General features: G+C 66.2%; 17 protein-coding genes. 7 read left to right on the top strand and 10 right to left on the bottom strand.

Features of this window, described 5'->3' with window-relative positions:
* Positions 1–149: 149 nt before the first annotated feature.
* Positions 150–497: a hypothetical protein gene (locus tag SPO_RS04420; protein ID WP_030003183.1), complete on the bottom strand. Its 348-nt coding sequence runs from the start codon at positions 495–497 to the stop codon at positions 150–152.
* A 184-nt stretch (positions 498–681) separates the two neighbouring features.
* On the opposite strand from SPO_RS04420, the gene SPO_RS04415 reads away from it, so the two are divergent.
* Positions 682–1,509, top strand: coding sequence for a bifunctional allantoicase/(S)-ureidoglycine aminohydrolase (locus SPO_RS04415; protein WP_011046625.1), 828 nt, complete (start codon positions 682–684; stop codon positions 1,507–1,509).
* A 202-nt stretch (positions 1,510–1,711) separates the two neighbouring features.
* Positions 1,712–2,695 (top strand): type I glyceraldehyde-3-phosphate dehydrogenase, encoded by a 984-nt coding sequence (locus SPO_RS04410; protein ID WP_011046624.1) that lies wholly within the window; start codon positions 1,712–1,714, stop codon positions 2,693–2,695.
* A 174-nt stretch (positions 2,696–2,869) separates the two neighbouring features.
* Here the strand turns inward: SPO_RS04410 and SPO_RS04405 are convergent, their stop codons facing one another.
* The 3 genes from SPO_RS04405 to puuE form a co-directional block, all read right to left on the bottom strand.
* Entirely contained in the window at positions 2,870–4,282 is a 1,413-nt protein-coding gene (locus SPO_RS04405; protein ID WP_011046623.1) for a nucleobase:cation symporter-2 family protein, read from the bottom strand.
* Between the two features lie 66 nt (positions 4,283–4,348).
* Positions 4,349–4,837 carry an ureidoglycolate lyase gene (locus SPO_RS04400; RefSeq protein WP_011046622.1) on the bottom strand — a complete coding sequence of 163 codons (489 nt, stop codon included), beginning with the start codon at positions 4,835–4,837 and terminating at the stop codon, positions 4,349–4,351.
* The gene (gene puuE / locus SPO_RS04395) at positions 4,834–6,249 is read right to left on the bottom strand and encodes an allantoinase PuuE (RefSeq protein WP_011046621.1); all 1,416 of its coding nucleotides are present in this window, start codon (positions 6,247–6,249) and stop codon (positions 4,834–4,836) included. Before puuE ends, SPO_RS04400 begins: the two co-directional genes overlap by 4 nt.
* Before the next feature lie 284 nt (positions 6,250–6,533).
* Between puuE and uraH the strand changes: the two genes are divergently transcribed.
* The gene (gene uraH, locus SPO_RS04390) at positions 6,534–6,890 is read left to right on the top strand and encodes a hydroxyisourate hydrolase (RefSeq protein ID WP_011046620.1); all 357 of its coding nucleotides are present in this window, start codon (positions 6,534–6,536) and stop codon (positions 6,888–6,890) included.
* Between the two features lie 218 nt (positions 6,891–7,108).
* Here the strand turns inward: uraH and SPO_RS04385 are convergent, their stop codons facing one another.
* Positions 7,109–8,032, bottom strand: a complete 924-nt coding sequence (locus SPO_RS04385; RefSeq protein ID WP_011046619.1) for a LysR family transcriptional regulator — start codon at positions 8,030–8,032, stop codon at positions 7,109–7,111.
* Positions 8,033–8,126: 94 nt separating this feature from the next.
* On the opposite strand from SPO_RS04385, the gene SPO_RS04380 reads away from it, so the two are divergent.
* From SPO_RS04380 to SPO_RS04365, 4 genes are all read left to right on the top strand, one after another.
* On the top strand, positions 8,127–9,356 hold the full coding sequence (locus SPO_RS04380; RefSeq protein WP_011046618.1) for a urate hydroxylase PuuD: 1,230 nt from the start codon (positions 8,127–8,129) through the stop codon (positions 9,354–9,356).
* A 144-nt stretch (positions 9,357–9,500) separates the two neighbouring features.
* A complete protein-coding gene (locus SPO_RS04375; protein ID WP_011046617.1) occupies positions 9,501–11,306 on the top strand; it encodes an autotransporter assembly complex protein TamA in 1,806 nt (601 codons plus the stop codon).
* On the top strand, positions 11,306–15,388 hold the full coding sequence (locus SPO_RS04370; RefSeq protein ID WP_011046616.1) for a translocation/assembly module TamB domain-containing protein: 4,083 nt from the start codon (positions 11,306–11,308) through the stop codon (positions 15,386–15,388). Before SPO_RS04375 ends, SPO_RS04370 begins: the two co-directional genes overlap by 1 nt.
* A gap of 3 nt (positions 15,389–15,391) precedes the next feature.
* Positions 15,392–17,182, top strand: coding sequence for a gamma-glutamyltransferase family protein (locus tag SPO_RS04365; RefSeq protein ID WP_011046615.1), 1,791 nt, complete (start codon positions 15,392–15,394; stop codon positions 17,180–17,182).
* A gap of 57 nt (positions 17,183–17,239) precedes the next feature.
* Here SPO_RS04365 and SPO_RS04360 read toward each other — a convergent pair whose 3' ends face one another.
* The 5 genes from SPO_RS04360 to xylF all read right to left on the bottom strand — a co-directional run bounded on the left by SPO_RS04360 (position 17,240) and on the right by xylF (position 22,309).
* The gene (locus SPO_RS04360) at positions 17,240–18,226 is read right to left on the bottom strand and encodes a Gfo/Idh/MocA family protein (RefSeq protein ID WP_216700144.1); all 987 of its coding nucleotides are present in this window, start codon (positions 18,224–18,226) and stop codon (positions 17,240–17,242) included.
* The gene (locus SPO_RS04355; RefSeq protein WP_011046613.1) at positions 18,223–19,146 is read right to left on the bottom strand and encodes a glucokinase; all 924 of its coding nucleotides are present in this window, start codon (positions 19,144–19,146) and stop codon (positions 18,223–18,225) included. The genes SPO_RS04360 and SPO_RS04355 overlap by 4 nt, the downstream gene beginning before the upstream one ends.
* A gap of 2 nt (positions 19,147–19,148) precedes the next feature.
* A complete protein-coding gene (locus SPO_RS04350; protein WP_044027929.1) occupies positions 19,149–19,916 on the bottom strand; it encodes an ATP-binding cassette domain-containing protein in 768 nt (255 codons plus the stop codon).
* Positions 19,916–21,214, bottom strand: a complete 1,299-nt coding sequence (locus tag SPO_RS04345; protein ID WP_011046611.1) for a sugar ABC transporter permease — start codon at positions 21,212–21,214, stop codon at positions 19,916–19,918. Before SPO_RS04345 ends, SPO_RS04350 begins: the two co-directional genes overlap by 1 nt.
* A gap of 66 nt (positions 21,215–21,280) precedes the next feature.
* Positions 21,281–22,309, bottom strand: coding sequence for a D-xylose ABC transporter substrate-binding protein (gene xylF, locus SPO_RS04340; RefSeq protein ID WP_011046610.1), 1,029 nt, complete (start codon positions 22,307–22,309; stop codon positions 21,281–21,283).
* Positions 22,310–22,412: the final 103 nt, after the last annotated feature.

Genomic DNA, 22,412 nt, shown 5'->3' with positions numbered 1-22,412 from the left:
GGGCCTACATAGATAGCCGACAATCACACGAACCGCAGCATCGGTGAATCGGGGGCCAGAACGCTCTTCTTCCCATAGATCGCGCGAACCGGGGCATAGGACCGGCAGCCAATCATCCCGAACAGAGCAGAGCTCTCCGATGCCCTGCCTTACGGCGTCAGCGTCCAGGCGCCATCCGCGCCTTTGCACAGGCGGGTGCCGATCACACGCGGGTCTTGCGCGCCCTTGGGCCGGATCACGTGATGCAGCACCGCACAATCGCCCTGCACCGCATCGACCCGCACGGTTCCCTGCGAGTCGGTCGTTGCATTCTCCCATCCGCTTTCTCGCCCCACCACGGGCTTGCCATCGACGATCAACTGCCGCGAGGCCGCGCCCATCAGTTGGAAATCCTCGGGCTCCAGCCCCAGTTCGGCGATGATGCGCGAAAGGGGCTTGGCCTCGGCACTTGCACCAAAAAGCCCCACGGCCAGCAGAAACGCCACAACCAGTCTCATCGCTCTCTCCTCAACGCGCGTAGATCTGTCCGATGATTACACGGCCCGGCGCCAGACGCCAACGCGTCAGGCTGACCCGTGGCGGTCAATCTTCAAATAAAGGCGAAGGATCCTATCTGGCCATCCGCACTTGGACTGTCGCCGCCAACGCCCCAGATTAACCGGAACGACAAGACGAGGACCCATGGCACACCCAAGCTATTACGCGCCCCAAGGCGGCCATCCCGGACAAGAGCAGCTGCTGACCGACCGGGCCATGTTCACCCAGGCCTATGCGGTGATCCCCAAGGGCACGATGCGCGACATCGTCACCAGCAAGCTGCCCTTCTGGCAGGGTACCCGGGCCTGGATCCTCGCCCGCCCCCTGAGCGGGTTTGCCGAGACCTTCTCGCATTACATCATGGAGGTTCAGCCCGGCGGCGGCAGCGACCGGCCCGACACCGATCCGGGCGCGCAGGCGGTGCTGTTCGTGGTGGAAGGGGCGGTGACGTTGACGCTGGACGGGGCCGAACATGTGCTGGAACCCGGCGGCTATGCCTATATCCCTGCGGGCCACCCGTGGCGGCTGCGTAACCATGCTGGCCCCGCCGCCCGGTTCCACTGGATCCGCAAAGCCTATGAAGCGGTCGAGGGGATCGATCCCCCGACCCCCTTCGTGATCCGCGAACAGGATGTCACCCCCAACGAGATGCCGGGCACCGAGGGGCGCTGGTCGACCACACGCTTTGTCGACCCCGAGGACATGCGCCACGACATGCATGTCACCATCGTGAACTTCCTGCCCGGCGGCGTGATCCCCTTTGCCGAGACCCATGTGATGGAACACGGGCTCTATGTGCTCGAGGGCAAGGCGGTCTACCGGCTGAACCAGGATTGGGTCGAGGTCGAGGCGGGTGATTACATGTGGCTGCGCGCCTTCTGCCCGCAAGCCTGCTATGCGGGCGGGCCGGGGCCGTTCCGCTATCTTCTTTACAAGGATGTGAACCGGCACATGGCGCTGCCCCGGCGTTGAGTGGCGCTGTTACGAGCCACCGGAATTCTGCAAGAATTCCGGTGTGGAAACCTTGGTTTCCACACAAGAAAATTAGCAATTTTCTTGTCCATTTTCCTTGCAGGAAAATGGCGCCTGCCCCGGCAACCTCCCCCAAAGACATCCTTTCGACCTGGCCCCCAAAAGCATTGAGATCACTCAAAGCTCCTGCCATAGCTTGCCCATGAAACTCGCGATCAACGGATTCGGCCGCATCGGCCGCACCATCCTGCGGCAGCTGCTGGCTGCGCCGCGGGCCACCGATATAGACCTGGTTCTGATCAACGACATCGCACCGCTCGACACCTGTGCCTATCTCTTCGAATATGACAGCACCTTCGGCCCCTGGCGCGGCGATGTCGCCACCGGCGCCGACAGCCTCATCGTCGATGGTCTGGCCATCCCGGTCACCCACAGCGCCGATCTGGCGCGGGTCGATCTCTCGGACGTGGACGTGCTGCTTGATTGCACCGGAATCGCGCGATCCTCGGATGTAGCCGCAAGGGGCCTCAGTGCCGGCGCTGGCAAGGTGCTGATCTCGGGCCCCTCGCCTGCCGCCGAGATCACCGTGGTACTGGGTGCGAACGAGGCACTGCTGGGCAATGCCCGCATCGTCTCCAACGCCTCCTGCACCACCAACGGGCTGGCGCCGCTGGCGCGGATGATCGACGATATCGCTGGCATCACCAGCGCCCATATGACCACGATCCACTGCTATACCAACAGCCAGCCGATGGTGGACGCCCCCCGGGGCGATCTCGCCCGCTCGCGGGCCGGGGCGCTGTCCATGGTGCCCACCACCTCCAGCGCCACCCATCTGATCGACGAGGTGCTGCCGCATCTGGCCGGCCGCATCTCGGGCGCGGCGGTCCGGGTTCCCACCGCCAGCGTTTCCGCGGTCGATCTGGTGGTGCAGCTCGACCGCGCGATGACACCCGAACAGTTCGATGCCGCCCTGCGCGCCGCGGTCGAAGCCTCGCCAGTGCTTGGCTGGACCGACAAGCCGCTGGTCTCCTCGGACCTGCGCGCGCGCCCGGAATCGCTGGTCATCGCCGGTCCCGAGACCCGCATGGTGGGGGACAAGCAAGTTCGGGTGTTCGGCTGGTACGACAATGAGTGGGGGTTCTCGGCCCGGATGCTGGATATCGCCCGCCTGATGGCCGTCTGACCCCGGCCACGGCACCCGGCACCTTTCTTCTGTTCGAAAATACCTCCGCCGGAGGCATCGCGCTTCAGCGCGATCCGCGCGCGGGGGGCTTGCCCCCGCGCGCCCGGCCCAACCGGGGCCAACGCATCTTTAATGCGGCGGACCCGGGCGGGAGCGGCCCGCCCGGTGAAAGGCTTACCGACGCCCGTGGCCGTCCATGCCGCCTGAGACCTCCTCGGTCGCCTCTTCCCCCAATTCCTGTGGCAGGATCAGGTTCAGGACGATGGCGATGACGGCGGCGGGCAACAACCCGCTGGTCATCAGGATCCGCGCGGTATCGGGCAGGTGCTGCACCGCGCCGGGCTCCAGCTGCAAGCCCAGCCCGACCGACAAAGCGATGGCAAAGATCACCATGTTGCGCCGGTTCCAGTGCACATCCGACAGCATCGAGACACCGGCGGCGACCACCATGCCGAACATCACGATGACACCGCCGCCCAGCACCTCGATGGGTACGGTACGGATGATCGCGCCCACCTTGGGCACCAGCCCGCAGAGGATCAGGAACAGCGCGCCGATGGTGACCACATGACGGCTCATCACCCCTGTCATCGCGATCAGGCCCACGTTCTGGCTGAAGGAGGTATTCGGGAAACCGCCGAACAGGCCCGCAACCGCGGTGCCCAGACCATCGGCATAGGTGGCGCCAGCGATTTCATTGTCGCTCGCCTCGCGTCCCGCGCCGCCCTTGGTGATGCCCGAAACATCGCCCACCGTCTCGATGGCGGAAACCACCGCCATCATCGCAAAGCCGATGACGGCGGCCAGCGAGAATTCGAACCCGTATTTGAACGGCACCGGCAGGGCAAAACCCGCCGCTCGGCTCCAGCTGGTGCCGATCGCCTCGAAGGTCACCATGCCAACCATCAGCGCATAGACATAACCAACGATCAGCCCCAGCAGCACCGCCGAGACCGACAGCATGCCCCGGGCAAAGAATTTCAGCCCCAGCGTCACCAGGATCACCACCAGCGCTGCTGACCAGTTGAGAGCCGAGCCATATTCCGGCGTGCCGATTGCGGGCACGCCGCCAGCGGCATATTGGATGCCGACCTTGACCAGTGCCAGACCGATCATCGTCACCACCAGGCCGGTGACCAGCGGCGGCAGCGCAAAGCGGATGCGCCCGATGAAGAAGCCGAGGCAGAAATGGAACAGACCGCCCAGGATCGCGCCGCCAAACAGGGCCGCCAGCGCGTCCACCCCCTTGCCCGCGACCAGCGGGATCATGATCGGCAGAAAGGCAAAGCTGGTGCCCTGCACGATCGGCAGGCCCGCGCCCACCGGGCCCAACGTCACCGTCTGCAACAGCGTCGCCACACCGGCGAACAGCATCGACATCTGGATCAGGTAGAGAAGTTCGGGAAAATCGGGCGAGTTCGAGCCAAAGCCGAAGCCCGCCGCCCCCGCCACGATGATCGCCGGCGTGACGTTCGAGACGAACATCGCCAGCACATGCTGGATGCCCAGCGGAACCGCCTTGATCAGCGGCGGGGTGTAATTCGGATCGCGGAGTTGCTCCGGCGTTCCTATCGAAGTGTCGGCCATGATGTCACTGTCCTCCCTGTGTGGATCATGGGGGTCTTGCCGCCTCTTGTCTGCCGGGCGGCTTCTTTATCCGGCGACCACCTCCCATGGGTCGTCGAACCAGAATTCTTCCAGATTGGCGCCGGGGCCGATACGGTCGACCACCGCAAACAGGCCCGGCGCGGCCAGCGGGCTCAGCACCCCGTGCCAGGTGCCGCGATGATAGTTCACCGCCTGTCCCGGCTCGGTGACAAAGGCGCGCGGCGTGCCGGGGCGCCCATCCTCGTCGGGGGCCACAATGACCAGAAAGGGCTGATGGCTCATCGGGATGAAGGCCTGACTGCCATCGGGATGCCGCTCGACCATGTCGAGCGTATAGGGCAGCGCGCGCGGATTGGCGTCGAACAGGCTGATGCCCGCGCGCCCATCAGCGAAATCGAGCCGCGCCCGGTCATGATAGCGCCCGCATTGCCCTTGGTTGATGATCTTGTCCGGTGCGCCCGAAACCGACAGCAGGTCGCCAAAGGGCGCGAACCCGGCGACGGTGATCGGCTCTGTCACGATGCGGCGGCTCATGAGGGCAGCACGTCGCGCAGGCGGAACTCGGCGATGCGTTCGACCTGACGGCAAGCCTCGGCGAATTCGGTCTCGCGGTCATTGCCGATGCGGCGCTGAAAGGCGGCAAGGATCGACGCCTTGTCATGGTCGCGCACCGCGATGATGAAGGGAAAGCCGAAGCGCGCCACATATTCGGTGTTGAGCCGGGTAAAGGTGGTGCGTTCCTCGTCGGTCAGCGCATCGAGCCCTGCCGAGGCCTGCTCCGAGGTGCTTTCCGCCGTCAGCCGTTTGGCCTGCGCCAGCTTGCCCGCCAGATCCGGGTGGGCGGTCAGCACACCCAACCGCTCCTCGGCACTGGCCGAGCGGAACATGCGGCAAAGCGCATTGTGCAACCCGCCCGCCGTGTCATGGGCGGGGCCGAGTTCAAGCCCATGAGCGCGCTCGGCGATCCAGGGGGAATGTTCGAAAATGCCGCCATAGGCCGCCACGAAATCGGCCTTGGGCATCTCGGACGGGCGGGTGCGCGCCACCGGCGGATGTTCGCGCACCCAGTGCTCGGCGATTTGCAGGCGGGTGGCGAACCAGACATCCTCATGCCCGCGCGCATAATCGAGGAAGCGTTTCAGCGCCATCACCCGGCCCGGCCGCCCGATCAGGCGGCAATGCAGGCCGATGGAGAGCATCTTGGGCGCGCCCTCCCCCCCCTCGGCATAGAGCGCGTCGAAGCTGTCCTTGAGATAGGCGAAGAACTGATCGCCCGAGTTGAACCCCTGCGGCGTGGCAAAGCGCATATCGTTGCAGTCGAGCGTATAGGGCACGATCAGCTGATCGCGCCCGTCGATGCGTTTCCAATAGGGCAGATCGTCGTCATAGGTGTCGGCGATGTAATCAATCCCGGCCTCGGACGCGAGGCGGACGGTGTTCATCGAACAGCGCCCGGTGTACCAGCCGCGCGGACGGCTGCCGGTCACCTCGGTGTGCAGGCGGATCGCCTCGGCGATCTGGGCGCGCTCCTCCTCCTCGGGCATGTCCTTGTGTTCGACCCATTTCAGCCCGTGGCTCGCGATCTCCCAACCGGCCGATTTCATCGCCGCCACCTGATCGGGCGAGCGGGCCAGCGCGGTGGCGACGCCATAGACGGTGACGGGCAGGTCCCGCATCAGACGGTGCAGACGCCAAAACCCGGCGCGGGCACCATATTCATAGATCGTCTCCATGTTCCAATGGCGCTGACCCGGCCATGGCGCGGCGCCGACGATCTCGGACAGGAACGCCTCTGAGGCGGCATCGCCATGCAGGATGTTGTTCTCGCCGCCCTCTTCGTAGTTCAGCACGATCTGCACCGCGATTCTGGCATTGCCCGGCCAATTGGCATTCGGGGGCGTGGCGCCATAGCCGATCATGTCGCGCGGATAGCGGGGGGCTGTCATGTCTGGATCCTGCTTGGTTCGAGAAAGGTACCGCCTTTGTCCATATCTCACAAAGCGGGTTCCGTTTATCAAATGCGATTTGACGCAGCTTTCGGAAATTGGAAAGACCGGGAGGGGTCAGGTGCGGGCATCATCGGCGCCGGGCATCCGGGTTCGGGTGCCTTGGGGCCGGGCGCAGGGGCAAACGGCCATTCTCAAAAAGAGGCAGAAACTCTCTCGTGCATTCCGGGTCTGCCACAGGCAGGGTGGATGTGAGAGGCAGGGAAACACGCAAGGAGACCGCCATGACCGGATATCTGACCACACATGTTCTGGACACCGCCCGGGGCTGCCCGGCCGCAGGGCTGCGGATCACCCTGTGCCGGATCGAGAACAGCGCGCGCCACAAGATTGTCGAGATGCTTACCAATGCAGACGGGCGGACCGATGCGCCCATCCTGCCGCAAGAGAGCTTTTCTCCCGGTATCTACGAACTGGAATTTGCCGCTGGCGACTATCTGCGAGCCACCGGACAGGACGGGGTGGAGCCGCTGTTCCTGGATGTGGTGCCGATCCGGTTCGGCATCTCGGACCCAGAGGCACATTATCATGTGCCGCTGCTGCTGTCGCCCTTCGGCTATTCAACCTATCGCGGCAGCTAGGCGCGGTCGCTCATGGGGCGGGCCACTCCCGCCCGTCGATCGGGCATCACAGATGCCCTCCTCCCGTTGGGCCATGCGCCGCGCCTCTGGCGCGGCGCGGTTGCGCTGCACGCACCCCAGCCAGGTAGACCGACCGCGCCGGAACGCAGGGCCGGCGCCCGGCCCAACGCCGGGAGTTGCCCGTCAGGGCAGCGATCCGGGGGCGGGAGGGCCCCGTTTCAGGCGGCGGCGCTTTCGGCGGCTTTCACCGCCCGCCCCACCCGTTCGATCATGAATTCCATGAACAGCCGTGTCTTGGGGTCCTGGTGGCGGCGGTGGGTATATAGGCAGGCCATCTGCACCGTCACCGGCGGTGTGTCCACCGCCACCGGCACCAGCCGCCCCGCCTTCAGATGTTCGGCCACCTCAAAGACCGGCTTCATCGCGATCCCCTGCCCCGTCAGCGCCCAATCGGTCAGCACATCACCATCGTCGCATTCATGCCGCCCCGAAACCGCAAACCGGCGCGGGCCTTCGGCGGTCTGCAACAGCCACTGGAACTCGGTCGCGCCGGGAAAGCGCAGGTTCAGACATTCGTGCCGCCCCGTGATCAGGTCCTGCCCGGTCGCGGGCAGGCCCCGGCGTTTGACATAGTCAGGTGCCGCGCACAGTACCCGGCGGCAATCGGCGATCTTGCGGATGCGCAGGTTGCTGTCCTCGGGCTGGCCAAGGAAAAAGGCCAGATCCAGCCCCTCGGTCGTCAGGTCGATGGTGCGGTCGGTCAACCGCAGACGAATGTCGATCTCGGGATATTGTGCCAGAAAGTCGGGCACGTTGGGCGCCAGCAACCGCCGCCCCAGCCCCAGCGGCGCCGCCACGAAGAGCGAACCGCGCGGCGCTTCGGTCAGGTGCATCACCTGCGCCTCGGCCTCGTCCACCGCATCCAGCACCGCCACCGCCCCGGGGTAAAAGGCACGTCCTTGTTCGGTGGGCGTCAGGTTGCGGGTGGTGCGCTGGAACAGCCGCACGTTCAGATGGTCCTCAAGCTGCGAGATCCGGGCCGAGGTCACCGCCGGCGAGATCCGCAGATCGCGCCCCGCAGCGGACATGCTGCCCAGTTCATAGACCCGCACGAAGGTTCGGATATTATCAAGATAGGACATTGTTCCGGAAATTTTGATACAGCTTGGCAATATGCTGGAATACCGGAAAAAACAGGCTTTGCCTAGTCTGGCGCAAACGGATCGGAGACCCCCTATGTATGATCTAGCCGTGTTCTGGGATTGGCTGGCCTTTGGTGTGCGCTGGCTGCATGTGATCACCGCGATTGCCTGGATCGGATCGTCCTTTTATTTCATTGCGTTGGACCTTGGCCTGCGCAAGGCGCCCGACCTGCCCCCGGGCGCGCATGGCGAGGAATGGCAGGTGCATGGCGGCGGCTTTTATCACATCCGCAAGTTCCTGGTCGCGCCCGAGCGGATGCCGGAACACCTGACCTGGTTCAAATGGGAAAGCTATGCAACCTGGCTCAGCGGCTTTGCGCTGCTGATGATCGTCTACTGGGTCGGGGGCGAGTTGTATCTGGTCGATCAGTCCAAGGCGGAGCTGGCGCTGTGGCAGGGCATTCTGATCTCTGCGGCGACGCTGTCGATTGGCTGGCTGGTCTATGACCGGCTGTGCAAATCCGGCCTGGCCGAGCGCCCGACGCTGTTGATGCTGCTGCTCTTTGTTCTGCTGGTGGTGATGGGCTGGGCGCTGAACCAGGTGTTCACCGGCCGCGCCATGATGCTGCATCTGGGCGCCTTCACCGCCACGATCATGAGTGCCAATGTCTTCTTCATCATCATCCCCAACCAGAAGATCGTGGTGGCCGACCTGATGGCCGGGCGCGCGCCCGATCCCAAATATGGCAAGATCGCCAAGCTGCGCTCGACCCATAACAACTATCTGACGCTGCCGGTCCTGTTCCTGATGCTGTCGAACCACTATCCGCTGGCCTTTGCCACCCAGTACAACTGGATCATCGCGGCGCTGGTGTTCCTGATGGGGGTGACGATCCGGCACTATTTCAACTCGCTGCATGCCCGCACCGGCAACCCGACCTGGACCTGGCTGGTGACGGCGCTGCTGTTCCTCGCCATCATCTGGCTTTCCACCGCGCCGATGCATCAGCCGCTGGAAGAGGCCGAGGCGATGCCGATGACCGCGCAAGAGCAGCGCCTGGCCGCCGCGCCCGGCTTTGACCAGGCACATGACGTGGTGCTGGGGCGCTGCTCGATGTGCCATGCCCGCGAACCGGTCTGGGAAGGCATTCTCTGGGCGCCCAAGGGCGTGCTGCTGGAAACCGAAGGTGACATCGCCCGCAATGCGCGGGCGATCTATCTGCAATCCGGCGTCAGCCATGCCATGCCCCCCGCCAATGTCACCTATATGGAACCCGAAGACCGCGCCGCGATCATTGCCTGGTACCGCGCCGCCACCCGTTGAGCCGGCCCGAACCGCCACAGTTCCGCCCATCCCGGATTATGCCGTTCCGCTCCCCTCTCGCCCTGTGCTAGACAGGGGTAACCGGCGAGTCATCCTTGGGGGGAGGCCCGTAGTTCTATAGGCCGAAGAGTCTGGAGCCGTGGCATGAATCTGACAGGCCCTCTGGGTGCGCGTTTGCGTGGTCTCGTCACCGCGGGTCTTCTTCTTGTGCCGGTGAATGCGAGCGCGCTTGAAGCGGTGCTGACCGCGCCCGGCGCTTCGGAAGAGTTGCAGGATCGCCTGCGCCAGAGCTCGGCCGCGCTTTCGGCGTCGGCCCGTGGCCAGGACAGCCCGCTGGAACTGCTGTCTTCGGCGCTTTCCGATTACCGCACCCTGGTTCAGGTTCTCTATGACGCGGGCCATTTCAGCCCGGTGGTCCATATCCGCCTCGACGGGCGCGAGGCGGCGGCGATCGACCCGTTTTCCACCCCTGCCCGGATCGAACGGATCGAGATTGCGGTCGATCCCGGCCCCGCCTTCCGCTTTGGCACCGCGCGGGTGGAACCGCTGAGCGCCGAAACGCGCCTGTCTGACGCGTTCGCCCCCGGCCAGCCCGCCACAACGGGCGCCATCCGCGATGCGGCACAGACCGGCATTCTGGGCTGGCGCGAGGCCGGATATGCCAAGGCCCGCATTGGCGACCAGCGCATCGTGGTGCGGCATGCGCCCGCCGAGCTTGACGCCGAGATCCGCCTGCTGCCGGGGCCGAAATTGCGCTTTGGCCAGATGGTCGTACAGGGCGACAGCGATGTGCGCCCCGAGGCCATCGCCCGGATCGCGGGCTTTCCCAGCGGACAGGTCTATTCGCCCGATCAGGTCCAGCGGGTCGGCACCCGCCTGCGCCGCACCGGCGCCTTTGCGCTGGTGTCGCTCACCGAACACGAAAACCCCAATCCCGATGGAACGCTGGATTTCAACGCCACCTTCGAGGACCTGCCCAAGCGGCGCATCACCTTTGGCGCCGAGCTGTCCTCGCGCGATGGGCTCGACCTGTCGGCGATCTGGATCCACCGCAACCTGTTTGGCGCCGCCGAGCGGCTGCGGCTGGAGGCCACGGTGCGCAATATCGGCGGTACCGAGGATATCGACGGGCGCATCGGTTTCCGCCTCGACCGGCCCGACCGGCTGGGGCCGGATGACAGCATCTTTTACATCGGCGAGGCGGAACGGCGAAACCGTACCCACTACCAGATCACCCGCGCGGTGCTGGGCATCGGTGCGCGGCGCACCTTCTCGGACACGCTCTATGCCGAGGCGGGCGTGGGCTTTAACTATGGCGATGCCGACGACGCCTATGGCAGCGGGCGCAAGTTCCGCTATTTCGGCCTGCGCAGCACGGTGGAATGGGACAAGCGCGACAACAAGGTCAGCGCCACCCGCGGCTTTTACCTCAACGCCGGGCTGGACCCGTTCATCGGGCTTTCAGGCAGCAAATCCGGGGCCCGGCTGACCGCCGATGGCCGCGCCTATTGGGATTTCAATACCGAGGGCCGGTTCGTGCTGGCCGGGCGACTTCAGATCGGCTCGGTTCTTGGTCCGTCGCAATCCGAGATCTCGCCCGAACTGCTGTTCTTTTCGGGCGGGGCGGGCACCGTGCGCGGCCAGCCGTACGAAAGCCTGGGCCTGCCGGTGGGCGGCAATATCGCGGGCGGCAAATCCTTTGTGGGTCTGTCGACCGAGGTCCGGGGCAAGGTGACCGAGAAAATCTCGCTGGTGGGCTTTTACGATTTCGGCACGGTGGGGGCATCGTCCTTCATCACTTCGGGCTCGGACAGCCATGCGGGCGCCGGGCTGGGCATCCGCTATGATCTGGGCGGGCTGGGGCCGCTGCGGCTGGACCTGGCCTATCCCACCAGCGGCAACACCGATGGCGGGCTGCAATTCTATCTGGGGATCGGGCAGGCATTCTGATGAAACCGGTTGTATATCCGCTGGCCTTCGCGCTCACCCTGTCCTCGGCCGTGGCCCAGACCCAGAGCCTGGAGGAAAGCGGCGGTCTGCTGGTCGATTTTCTTGAGGACACCCTTTCGGGCGAGGGGCGCAATATCCGGGTGCGCGGTCTCTCGGGCGCGCTCAGCGCGCGCGCCACCATCGAGGAAATCACCGTCGCCGACGCTGACGGGGTCTGGCTGACCATCCGCGCGGCGGAACTGGATTGGAACCGGCTGGCGCTGCTGCGCGGGCGGTTCTCGGTCAACACGCTGACCGCCGCCGAAATCGACATTGCCCGCGCGCCCCTGCCCGCGCCCGCCGAGCTCGAACTGCCCGATGCCGCCGCGACCCCGTTCCAGGTGCCCGAATTGCCCGTCGCCGTGGAACTGGGAGAGCTTGGGGTCGAGACACTGACGCTGGGCGCGCCGCTGCTGGGCGTGGCGGCGACACTGTCGATCGGGGGTAACCTGACCCTGGCCGACGGGGCGCTTGACACCACGCTGAGCGTGACCCGGCTGGACCGGCCCGGCGACAAGGTCGATCTGGTGGCGGGTTTTGCCAACGAGACCCGGCAGATCACCCTGGACCTGACCCTGACCGAGGCGGCTGGCGGTCTGATCGCGACCACGCTGGCCATCCCCGACGCCCCCGCACTGATGCTCAGCGCCAAGGGCGCCGGGCCGGTCGACGATTTCACCGCAGATATCGGGCTGAGCAGCGACGCGGTCGAGCGGGTCAGCGGGCAGGTGCGCCTGCGCGGCACCGGCGATGACACCGCCCCCGGCATCGCCTTTGCCGCCGACCTGGGCGGCGATGTCACGCCGCTGCTTGATGCCGCGTTCGACCCGTTCTTCGGCGCCGATACCCGGCTTGGGATCGAGGGGGTGTCGCTGGCGGACGGGGCGCTGAGGCTTGACCGGTTCGACCTGCGTTCCGACGCGCTCGACCTCAGCGGCGCGCTGGCGCTGGCGGCGGGCGGCGCGCTGGAACGCGCGGTGCTCGATGGGCGGATCACCCCGCCCGATGGCACCCGTGTCACCCTGCCCGTGCCCGATCAGCGCATCACGCTGGGCGCGGCACGACTGGCAGGCCGCTATGACCGGGCCCAGGGCGATGGCTGGTCTCTGAACCTGAGCGCCGAGGCGCTTGACACGCCCGATCTGCGGCTCGACCTTGCCCGGATCGACGCCAGCGGCACCCTGACACCGGGCGCGGGTGGCCCCACCCTGGCGGGCCGTATCGAGGCGGCGCTGAGCGGGATGGGCTTTGCCGACCCGGCGCTGAACAGCGCGCTGGGCACCGCGCTGACGCTGGAGGGCGGGTTCGAGCTGCCCCCCGAACGGGATCTGTCGCTGAGCGGCCTCACCCTGCGCGGCGCGGATTTCACCGCGACCGCAGATGCTGTGATCGACGGGCTGACCTCGGGCTTTGAAATGGACGGAACGGTCAGCCTGACCGCCACCGATCTCAGCCACTTCTCGGGGCTTGCGGGCCGCGATCTGGGCGGCGTCGCCCAGGCACGACTGACCGGCACCGGCGCGCCCCTGTCGGGCAGCTTCGACTTTGTGCTGGATGTTGACGGCCGCGACCTGAAAACCGGCATGGCCGAGGCCGACCCGCTGCTGACCGGCAACAGCCGCCTCCATCTGGACGCGCTGCGCGATGATACCGGGATGACGGTGCGCAAGCTGACACTGGACGCAGCCGCGGGCCGGATCACGGCCCAGGCCCGGGTCACCCAACCGGGCGGCGAGCTGGCGCTGGATGGCAGCCTGCGGATCGACACGCCGGATCTGGCCCCGTTCTCGGCGCTGGCCGGGCGTCCGCTGAGCGGGGGCGCGGTGGCTGACATCACCGGCAATGTCGCCCGGCTGGGCGAGGAATTCGACCTGAGTATCGACCTGAGCGGCCAGAACCTGTCGAGCGGCATGGCCGAGATCGACCCGCTGTTGGCCGGGGCCAGCCGGATCGGGCTGGATGCCCGCCGGGCGGGCAACAGCCTGACCCTGCGCCGCTTCACTCTCGACGCGCCGGTGCTGACGGCGCAGGTGCAGGGCGAGGTGACCGGGTTGACCACGGAAGCGGTCTTTGACGGCACCGCGCGGATCGAAGCGCCCGATCTGGCCCCGTTCTCGGCGCTGGCCGGGTTGGAACTTGGCGGACGGATCCGTGCCGGGCTGGAGGGGCGCTCGGCGCTGAACGGCGAGCGCTTCGACCTCAGCCTGGCGCTTGATGCCACCGACCTGCGCACCGGCATCGCCCAGGCCGACGCCCTGATCGCCGGGCAGACCCGGCTGGAATTCGACGGCAGCCGCGATGCGGGCGGCATGGATATCCGCCATTTCGACCTGGACGGCAGCGCGCTCAGCGCCGAGGCCTCGGGCGCCTTTCGCGGTACCGGCAGCAACCTGCGTTTCGCCGCCCGTCTGGACGAGCTGTCGCGGGTGACGCCCTCTGTCTCGGGGCCGCTGCAACTGAGCGGGACCTTGTCGCCCACCGCAACCGGCCTGCGCAGCGAGGTGGAATTGCTGGGGCCTGACAGTTCCTTTGCCCGGCTGAACGGCACCGTCGATACCGATGGCGCCGCCGATCTGGCGTTTGACGCCGAACTGGCGCGGCTTGAACGGTTCGTGCCCGATCTGGCCGGGGCGCTCAAGGCTGTCGGAACCGCCACCCGCGCAAGCGGCATCTGGACCGTCGCCGGCAACGCCCGGGGCCCCGCCGGAATCACGGCGGATGTGGCCGGCACCTTTGACGAGGCAAAGGGCGCGGCGGACATGACGGCAACGGGCCAGCTGAGCCTGGGCGCAGCCAACAAGGCGCTGGCCCCCAACAAGATCGAAGGCACCGCCCGGTTCGATCTGGCGCTGCGCGGCACACCGGGGCTGGGCGCGCTCAGCGGCACCATCACCACGGCAGAGTCGGCGCTGGCGATCCCCGATCTGGGCCAAACCATCACCGGCATCGGCGGCACCGTCACCCTTGCCGACAGCGCCGCCCGGATCGACATCCGTGGTGGCGTCCGCGCCGGCGGCGGCTTTACCGTCAGCGGCCCGGTCTCGCTGCTGCCCCCCTTTGACGGGCAGATCGCGGTGCGGCTGAACGACCTGGTGTTGACCGACAACCTTTCCTATGACAGCCGGTTGGGCGGGCAGATCACCCTGTCCGGGCCGCTGACGGGCAACAGCAGGCTGGCCGGGCAGATCGAGGTGGGCGAGACCAATATCAACCTCAACACCGCCTCGGGCGCGGTTGGCGCGGCCCCGATCCCCGAAGGCATGGTACATCAGCGCGAACCGGCTGCGGTGCGTGCCACCCGGCAGCGCGCCAAGCTGATCGATAGCGGCAATGGCAATGGCGGGCGCACCAGCATGGCACTGGACATCGCGATCAACGCCCCGGGCAAGGTCTATGCGCGCGGGCGCGGCCTGAATGCCGAGATGGGCGGACGCATCCATATCGGCGGCACCAGCGCGGCCGTGGTTCCCTCGGGCCAGATCGGGCTGATCCGGGGCGATTTCAACATCCTCGGCAGACGGTTGAAACTGACCAAGGGCGTCGTCACCCTGCAGGGCGATCTTACCCCCTATGTCGAGTTCGCCTCGACCGCCACCACCTCGGAAGGGCAGGCCACGCTCAGGATCATCGGGCCGCTGGACCAGCCCGAGGTCCGGGTGACCGCGGACCCCGACCGCCCCTCCGAAGAGGCGCTGGCGATGCTGCTGTTCGGCAACCAGTTCTCGCAGCTCTCGCCCTTTGTGATCGCGCAGATGGCCGCCTCGCTGGCGACATTGTCGGGCCATGGCGGTGACGTCGCCAAAGGGGCAAGGGATAAGACCGGCGCCGACACGGTCGAAATCGGTACGGACGCGGGCGGGGTTGGACGGCTGGGTGCCGGGGCCTATCTGAGTGACAATCTCTACACCGATTTCACCGTCAATATCGAAGGCGACACCGAGGTGAACCTGAACCTGGACGTGACCGACAATCTGACGCTCAAGGGTATGGTCGACAATGCTGGCGACACCTCGCTGGGCATCTTCTTCGAGCGCGATTACTGAGCCATGCGATTTACCACCCGACCCGAGATCGCGGGCACCTTTGCCGTTGCCACCTCCACCCACTGGATCGCCTCGGCGGTCGGGATGGGGGTGCTGGAGCGCGGCGGCAACGCGTTCGATGCGGCAGCGGCGATGGGGTTCGTCCTGCAAGTGGTCGAACCGCATCTGAACGGCCCGCTGGGCGATATGCCGATGCTGATCAAACCGGCAGGTGATGTGGTGCCCACCATGGTCTGCGGACAGGGCACCGCGCCTGCCGGGGCCACCATCGCGCATTACCGATCCGAAGGGCTGACCCGTATTCCGGGATCGGGCTTGCTGGCCACCGTCATCCCGGGTGCCTTCGACGCCTGGATGCTGATGCTGCGCGATTACGGCACCCTGCCGCTGCGCGATATTCTGGAACCGGCCATCCATTATGCCCGGGCGGGGCATCCCGCCCTGCCCCGGGTCGCCGCCACCATTGCCGGGTTGGCGGAGTTCTTTCGCGCGGAATGGCCGAGTTCTCACGAAACCTGGCTGCCCGGCGGCAGCGCCCCGCGCGCCGGGGCGCTGATGAAGAACCCGGCCCTGGCCGACACCTGGACGCGCCTTCTGGCCGAGTCCGAGACGGTATCGGGCCGCGAGGCGCAGATCGAGGCGGCACGTGCCGCCTTCTATCGTGGTTTCGTGGCCGAGAGCATCGACCGCTATCTGCGCCATGCCTGCGTGATGGATGCTGCCGGCGGGCGCCGCAAGGGCGTGCTGAGCGGCGAGGACATGGCCTGCTGGCAGGCCAGTTACGAGGCACCGATCTCGACCCGCTACAAGGACTGGACCGTCTGGAAGGGCGGCCCCTGGACACAAGGCCCCGCGCTGCTGCAATCGCTGCATCTGCTCGACGGGTTCGATCTGGATGCGATCGACCTCAATGGCGCCGAGTTCGTGCATCTGGTGAGCGAGGCGATGAAGCTTTCCTTCGCCGATCGCGAGGCCTATTACGGCGACCCCGAGCACAGCGACATTCCCATGTCGGCCCTGTTGTCGGCCCGCTATGGCGAGGCCCGTCGCGGCCTGATCGGCGAACGCGCATCGACCGAACAGCGCCCGGGGCTGGTGGAGGGGTACGAGAGCTGGGTCGCGGCGGCGCTGCGCCATGCGCGGGAAGATTATGCCTCGGCCGGGGGAACCGGCGCGGGGGAACCCACCATGGCGCATCTGAGCCAGCGCAAGGGCGACACCGTGCATCTGGACGTCATCGACCGCTGGGGCAACATGGTCTCGGCCACCCCTTCGGGCGGCTGGCTGCAAAGCGCGCCGGTGGTGCCGGGGCTGGGAATGCCGCTGAACAGCCGGGCACAGATGTTCTGGCTGGAGGAAGGCTTGCCGACCTCGCTGGCACCGGGACGCCGCCCGCGCACCACCCTGTCGCCCTCTATGGCGCGGGGGCCGGACGGAACCGAGCTGGCCTTTGGAACGCCCGGGGGCGACCAGCAGGACCAGTGGCAGTTGATCTATTTCCTGCGGCTGGTGCATGGCGGGCTGAACCTGCAAGAGGCAATTGACGCCCCACTGTTCCATACCAACCATTTCCAGAGTTCATTCTACCCGCGCGAGGTTCAGCCCGGGCATCTGATGGTGGAACCCGCCCTGGGCGAGGCCGCAATCGCCGAGTTGCGCGCACGCGGTCACCGGGTTGAGGTGGCCGAGCCCTGGAGCGTCGGCCGCCTGACCGCGGCCAGCCGCCTGTCTGACGGCACGCTGCGCGCGGCGGCAACGCCCCGGCTGATGCAGGCCTATGCGATCGGACGCTGAGCGCCGGAATTCTGCAAGAATTCCGGGCCGTTTTCCGGGCCGGAAAACGGTGCCGCGCTAGGCGCGGCGGGGCGTGCCCGCGGCATAGATCGCGTCGATCACCTCCTGCACACGGCGTGACATCTCCAGCGGAAAGACCGCGCCCGCGCCGCGCGTCGCCCGAACGAAAGCATCCACCTGCGCCTCGTACTGATTGATGCCCGGAAAGCGGAACACCTGTCGCGACAGCGCCTTCTGATCGTGCAGCACAACCTCGTCAAACCCGTAGAGACCGGCATTGAACGGGGTCCGCACGTCGATCCAGCCGGTTTCACCAAAGAAGAGCATCGACTGATAGGCGGCCATCTGGGTGGCAACATGGAAATCCAGATCGAACCCGTCAAAGCCAACCGTGGCGCGGGCAAGGATATCGGTGCCGAACTCGGGCGAATACGCGACCCGCGCCTCGGCCCGGCGCATCTCCCCTCCGGTCGCCAAGAGGGTCGTCACCACCGGATAGACCCCGATATCGGGAAGCGCCCCGCCCCCCAGCTCGGGCCGGTTGCGCATGTTGTCCGGGTCGGTGTTGTGATAGGAAAACCCGCCGGTGACCTGCCGCAACGCCCCGATGGCGCCGCTGGCGATCAGGTCGCGCACCTTGTGCCATTGCGGGTGATACCAGACCATGAACGCCTCGGACACGACCCGGCCCGTGGCGTCGCGCGCCGCAATGATCCGGTCGATCTGCTCGGCCCTCAGCGCGATGGGCTTTTCGCAGAGCACGTGTTTGCCTGCCTCCGCCGCGCGGATTGCCCATTCGACATGCTGCGCCGTGGGCAGCGGGATATAGACCCCGTCCACATCCGGATCAGACAGCAACGCATCGTACCCGTCATACCAGCGCGCAGCCGAGAACCGCGCCGCCTGCGCCTGTGCCCGGCCCGCGTCGCGGCTGGCAATGGCGTGGATCACGCCGGTCTCCGATCGCGCAATCGCGGGCATCACCTGTTCGCGCGCGATCTTTGCCGTCGACAGGATACCCCAGCGGAACAGCGGTGCACTCATGCGCATTCCTCCATCAGTCGCGCTGCGCCGCTGAGCGCTGCGGCATCGTCGGCGATCAGCCGCACCGGTACCCGGTCCAGATGGTCGGCAAACCGCCCATCGGCCTCGAAGGCCGACAGGAATTCGGCGCGCGCCGCCGAGCCGAGGATGCCGCGCGCGGCCCCGCCGGCAAAGTGGATGCCGCGAAACGGCAGGTACTGAAACACCAGTTCGCGGGCGAACAGACCCAAGAGCCGCGCGGTCAGAGTCACCGTGGCGGCGGCCTGCGGGTCCTCGCCAATTGCATAATCCGCCAGGATGTCCTGTCCGCGCCGGTCCTGACCGGACAGGATGGCATGCAGCCGCGACAGGCCCCGGCCCGAGAACAGGCATTCGTTGGTGCGAAACCCGCCCGCCGCGTCGCCAAGCTGCGCGCGCAGTTCCTCGGCGATGGCCAGCGGCAGGCTGGCATGGCCCAGTTCCGCCTCGACCACCGCGCCACCCTTGAGCAGGCAGGTGTTGAAACCGGTGCCCAGCCCGGCCACCAGCGCCTGATCGTTCGAAGGCTGTACGGCGCCCGCGCGGATCACGTCAAGCTGCGCTGCCGTCAGCCCCGGCAAGGCATGGCCCAGCGCCACCAGATCGTTGATCAGCCGCGCCGCAACATCGCCCTGCCCTGGCAGCGGCGCGGCCAGCTCTGCCGTATCGAAATGCCAGTTCCGGTTGGTCAGCTCGGCGCGCCCATTCGCCACCGGGCCCGCCACCGCGACACAGACGCCGCGCAGACCCGGCAGGTCCCTGCCCCGCGCATAGGCCGTCAGCACCTCGGCGAAAGAGCCATAGGCATCGTTGGCGAACCGGGCCAGATGCACCAGCTGCCCGGCGCTGGCCAGCGCGACGCGGGTATTGGTGCCCCCCACATCTGCCACCAGGACGGTCATGCTCACGCCTCGGCCTGCTCGCCCGGGTGCTTGCCCAGGATGATCATGCCCAACAGGTCGTCATCGGTCACCTTGTCCACGTCGACCGTACCCACCAATTGGCCGTTTTTCATCACGCTGGCCCGGTCGCACAGTTTCATCACGTCATGAATGTCGTGACTGATCAGGAAGATGCCGATCCCTTGTGCCTTGAGTTGCTCGATCAGCTCGGCAACCATCTGCGTTTCATGCGGGCCTAGCGCGGCGGTGGGTTCGTCCATGATCAGGATGCGGGCATCGAAATAGACCGCGCGCGCAATGGCAACCGACTGGCGCTGGCCGCCCGAAAGGGCCGAGACCGGCTCGTTGAACTTCTTGAAGTTGGGGTTGAGCCGCGCCATGATCTTGCGCGTCTCGGCCTCCATCGCATCGTCATCGACCAATCCGAAGGGCGTCACCAATTCGCGCCCCAGAAACAGGTTCGAGGCCGCGTCGAGATTGTCCGCCAGCGCCAATGTCTGATAGATCGTCTCGATATTGTAACGCCTTGCGTCGCGCGGATTGTGGATCTCGGCCCGATCCCCGTTGATACGGATCTCGCCCGAGTCCATCTGGTAGGCGCCCGAGAGGATCTTGATCAGCGTCGACTTGCCGGCGCCGTTATGGCCCAAAAGGCCCACCACCTCGCCCGGATAGAGATCGACGCTGACATGGTCGACCGCGTGTACGCCACCGAACGAGATGCAGATGTCGCGCATCTCGACCAAGGGTGTTCCCGTTCTGTCAATCATCACCGTGCCCCCGTCTTTCTGCGATAGAGAATGTCGATCAGAACCGCCAGCACCAGAACCGCGCCCACGACGATATTCTGCAAGGGCGCGTCGACACCGACCATGGCCATGCCCGATTGCAGCGACTGCATGATCAGCGCGCCCAGGATGGCGCCGTGGATGGTGCCGAAGCCCCCCGCCAGCGCGGTGCCGCCGATCACGGCGGCCGCGATCACGCGCAGTTCGTCCAGCGTGCCGATGTCGTTGGAATGGTTGGTCAGCCGGGCCGAGGCCACCACCGCCGAGATGGCGCAGAGCGCGCCCATCAGCGCAAAGATCTTGACCGTCAGCAGCCGGGTGTTGATGCCGCTCAGTTCCGCCGCATCCGGGTTGCCCCCGGTGGCAAAGATATAGCGGCCCAGCCGGGTTCGGCGTGCCAGCATGGTCATGCCCACCGCGATAAAGATCAGCAGAAGCACCGAGATCGGGATGCCATAAGCCTCGGTATAGCCTTCGGGCAAGGTCAGGCCCTGCGCCGCGAAATCGCGCTTGAGCCGGGCCAGTGGCACCTCATAGGCGTTCAGGATGGCGACAAAGCCCAGGATCGCGCCCGAGATCAGCGCCGCCAGAACCCCCTCGGCCCAGAGCGGCTTGACCGGGAACCCATGGCGGAGCTTGTTCTTGCGGCTCGCCCACAGACCATAGAGCGCGGCGGCCAGCGCCAGCAGACCGACGATCCAGGACCAGGTGGCGCCCAGCGTTCCATTGATGCCGCCGAATTGCATGAAGGTCGGGTCCAGCGGGCCGATGGTCTTGCCGCTGGTCAGGTACCAGCCGACATTGCGCCAGACCAGCAGTCCGCCCAGCGTGACGATAAAGGCGGGGATGGCGAGATAGCCCACCAGCCAGCCGTGAAAGGCACCGATCAGCGACCCCACCAGCAGGCCGACAAGGATGGTCACCCAGGGGATCAGCGGATGGCCCAGCCCCAGGCCCAGCATGTTGGGCAGGATCTCGGTCTGGGTCATCGCCATCACTGCCGAGCAGGTGGCCAGCAGGGCGCCGACGCTCAGATCGATATGACGGGTGACGATGACGAACACCATGCCGGTGGCCATGATCGCAACCGAAACGGTCTGGATGGTCAGGTTGAAGATGTTGCGCGGTGTCAGGAAACGGCCGCCGGTCACGATGTCGAACCCGACGCACAGGATCGCAAAGGCCCCGATCATGCCCAGAAGGCGCAGATCCAGTTCCAGCGTCTGTACAAAGGATTTCTTGGGATGTGCCGGGGACAGCTCCGCCTCGGAATGAGTCATGGGATGTCCTGCGATTTTGGGGGTCTCACCCCGAAACAGGGTGAGACCGGTCGTGTTGGGAAAGGATCAGTTGCAGGGTGCGGGACCGTTGGTCACGCCCTGGCACAGGGTTTCCTGGGTGATCCAGCCAGCGTCGACAACAACCGACAGGTTGTCTTTGGTGATCGGCAGCGGCTCGAGAAACATGGCGTTCATCTTGGTGCCACCCGGCGAGGTCCAGTCATCGGCGCCGCCGATGGCGTTCATCTGGGTGCCTTCGGCCAGCGACACGGCGATACGCGCAGCCGCACGGCCCAGATCGCGAGCGTCCTTCCAGACCGAAACGGTCTGGGTGCCCTTGGCCACCCGGTTCAGCGCGGCATGGTCGCCATCCTGGCCCGAGACCGGCAAGCCTTCCATCCCTTGCGCGGTCAGCGCCGCCACAACGCCGCCGGCGGTGCCGTCGTTCGAGGCGACAACCGCGTCCACACCGTTGTCTGTGGCGGTCAGGATCTGTTCCATGTTGCGCTGCGCGTTGGCGGGCAGCCAGCCGTCGGTATAGGCCTCGCCGACGATGGTAATGTCCCCCTTGTCGATGGCGGCTTGCAGCACTTCCTGCTGACCGCCGCGTAGGAAATCGGCGTTCGGATCGGTGGGCGAGCCCTTGATCATGACATAGCGCCCGGAGGGCGCGGCCTCGAGCACCGCGCGGGCCTGCATCCGGCCCACTTCGACGTTGTCGAAGGTCAGGTAAAATGCGCGGCTGTCCTCGATCAGGCGGTCATAACCGACGACCGGGATCCCCTCGTCTGCTGCGGCCTGCACGGCGGGGCCGATGGCCTGCGCGTCCTGTGCCAGGATAATCAGCGCGGTCGCGCCTTGCGCGATCAGGCTTTCCACATCCGACAGCTGCTTGGCCGAGGAGCTTTGGGCATCGGCGGAAATATACTTGGCGCCCTTGGATTCCAGCTCGGCCTTGATCGCGGCCTCGTCGGTTTTCCAGCGCTCTTCCTGAAAGTTCGACCAGCTGACGCCGACAACGACATCCTGGGCCAGGGCCGAGGTGCTCATCACGGCACCCGCAATCACCGCAGCCGCGGTTGCAAAGAGTTTCATTCTGTCCTCCCAAATCGGTTGCAGCCGCACGCCAGGACATTGGCACAGGCGGGGCCGATGCGACGGATCGTGTGTGATTTTAATTTGAATGTCAAATTAAATA

The sequence above is a fragment of the Ruegeria pomeroyi DSS-3 genome (assembly GCF_000011965.2).
In the GTDB taxonomy this organism is placed as follows: Bacteria; Pseudomonadota; Alphaproteobacteria; order Rhodobacterales; family Rhodobacteraceae; genus Ruegeria_B; species Ruegeria_B pomeroyi.
The sequence above is the reverse complement of the archived record's forward strand: the minus strand, read 5'-3'. Positions and strand labels throughout refer to the sequence as shown.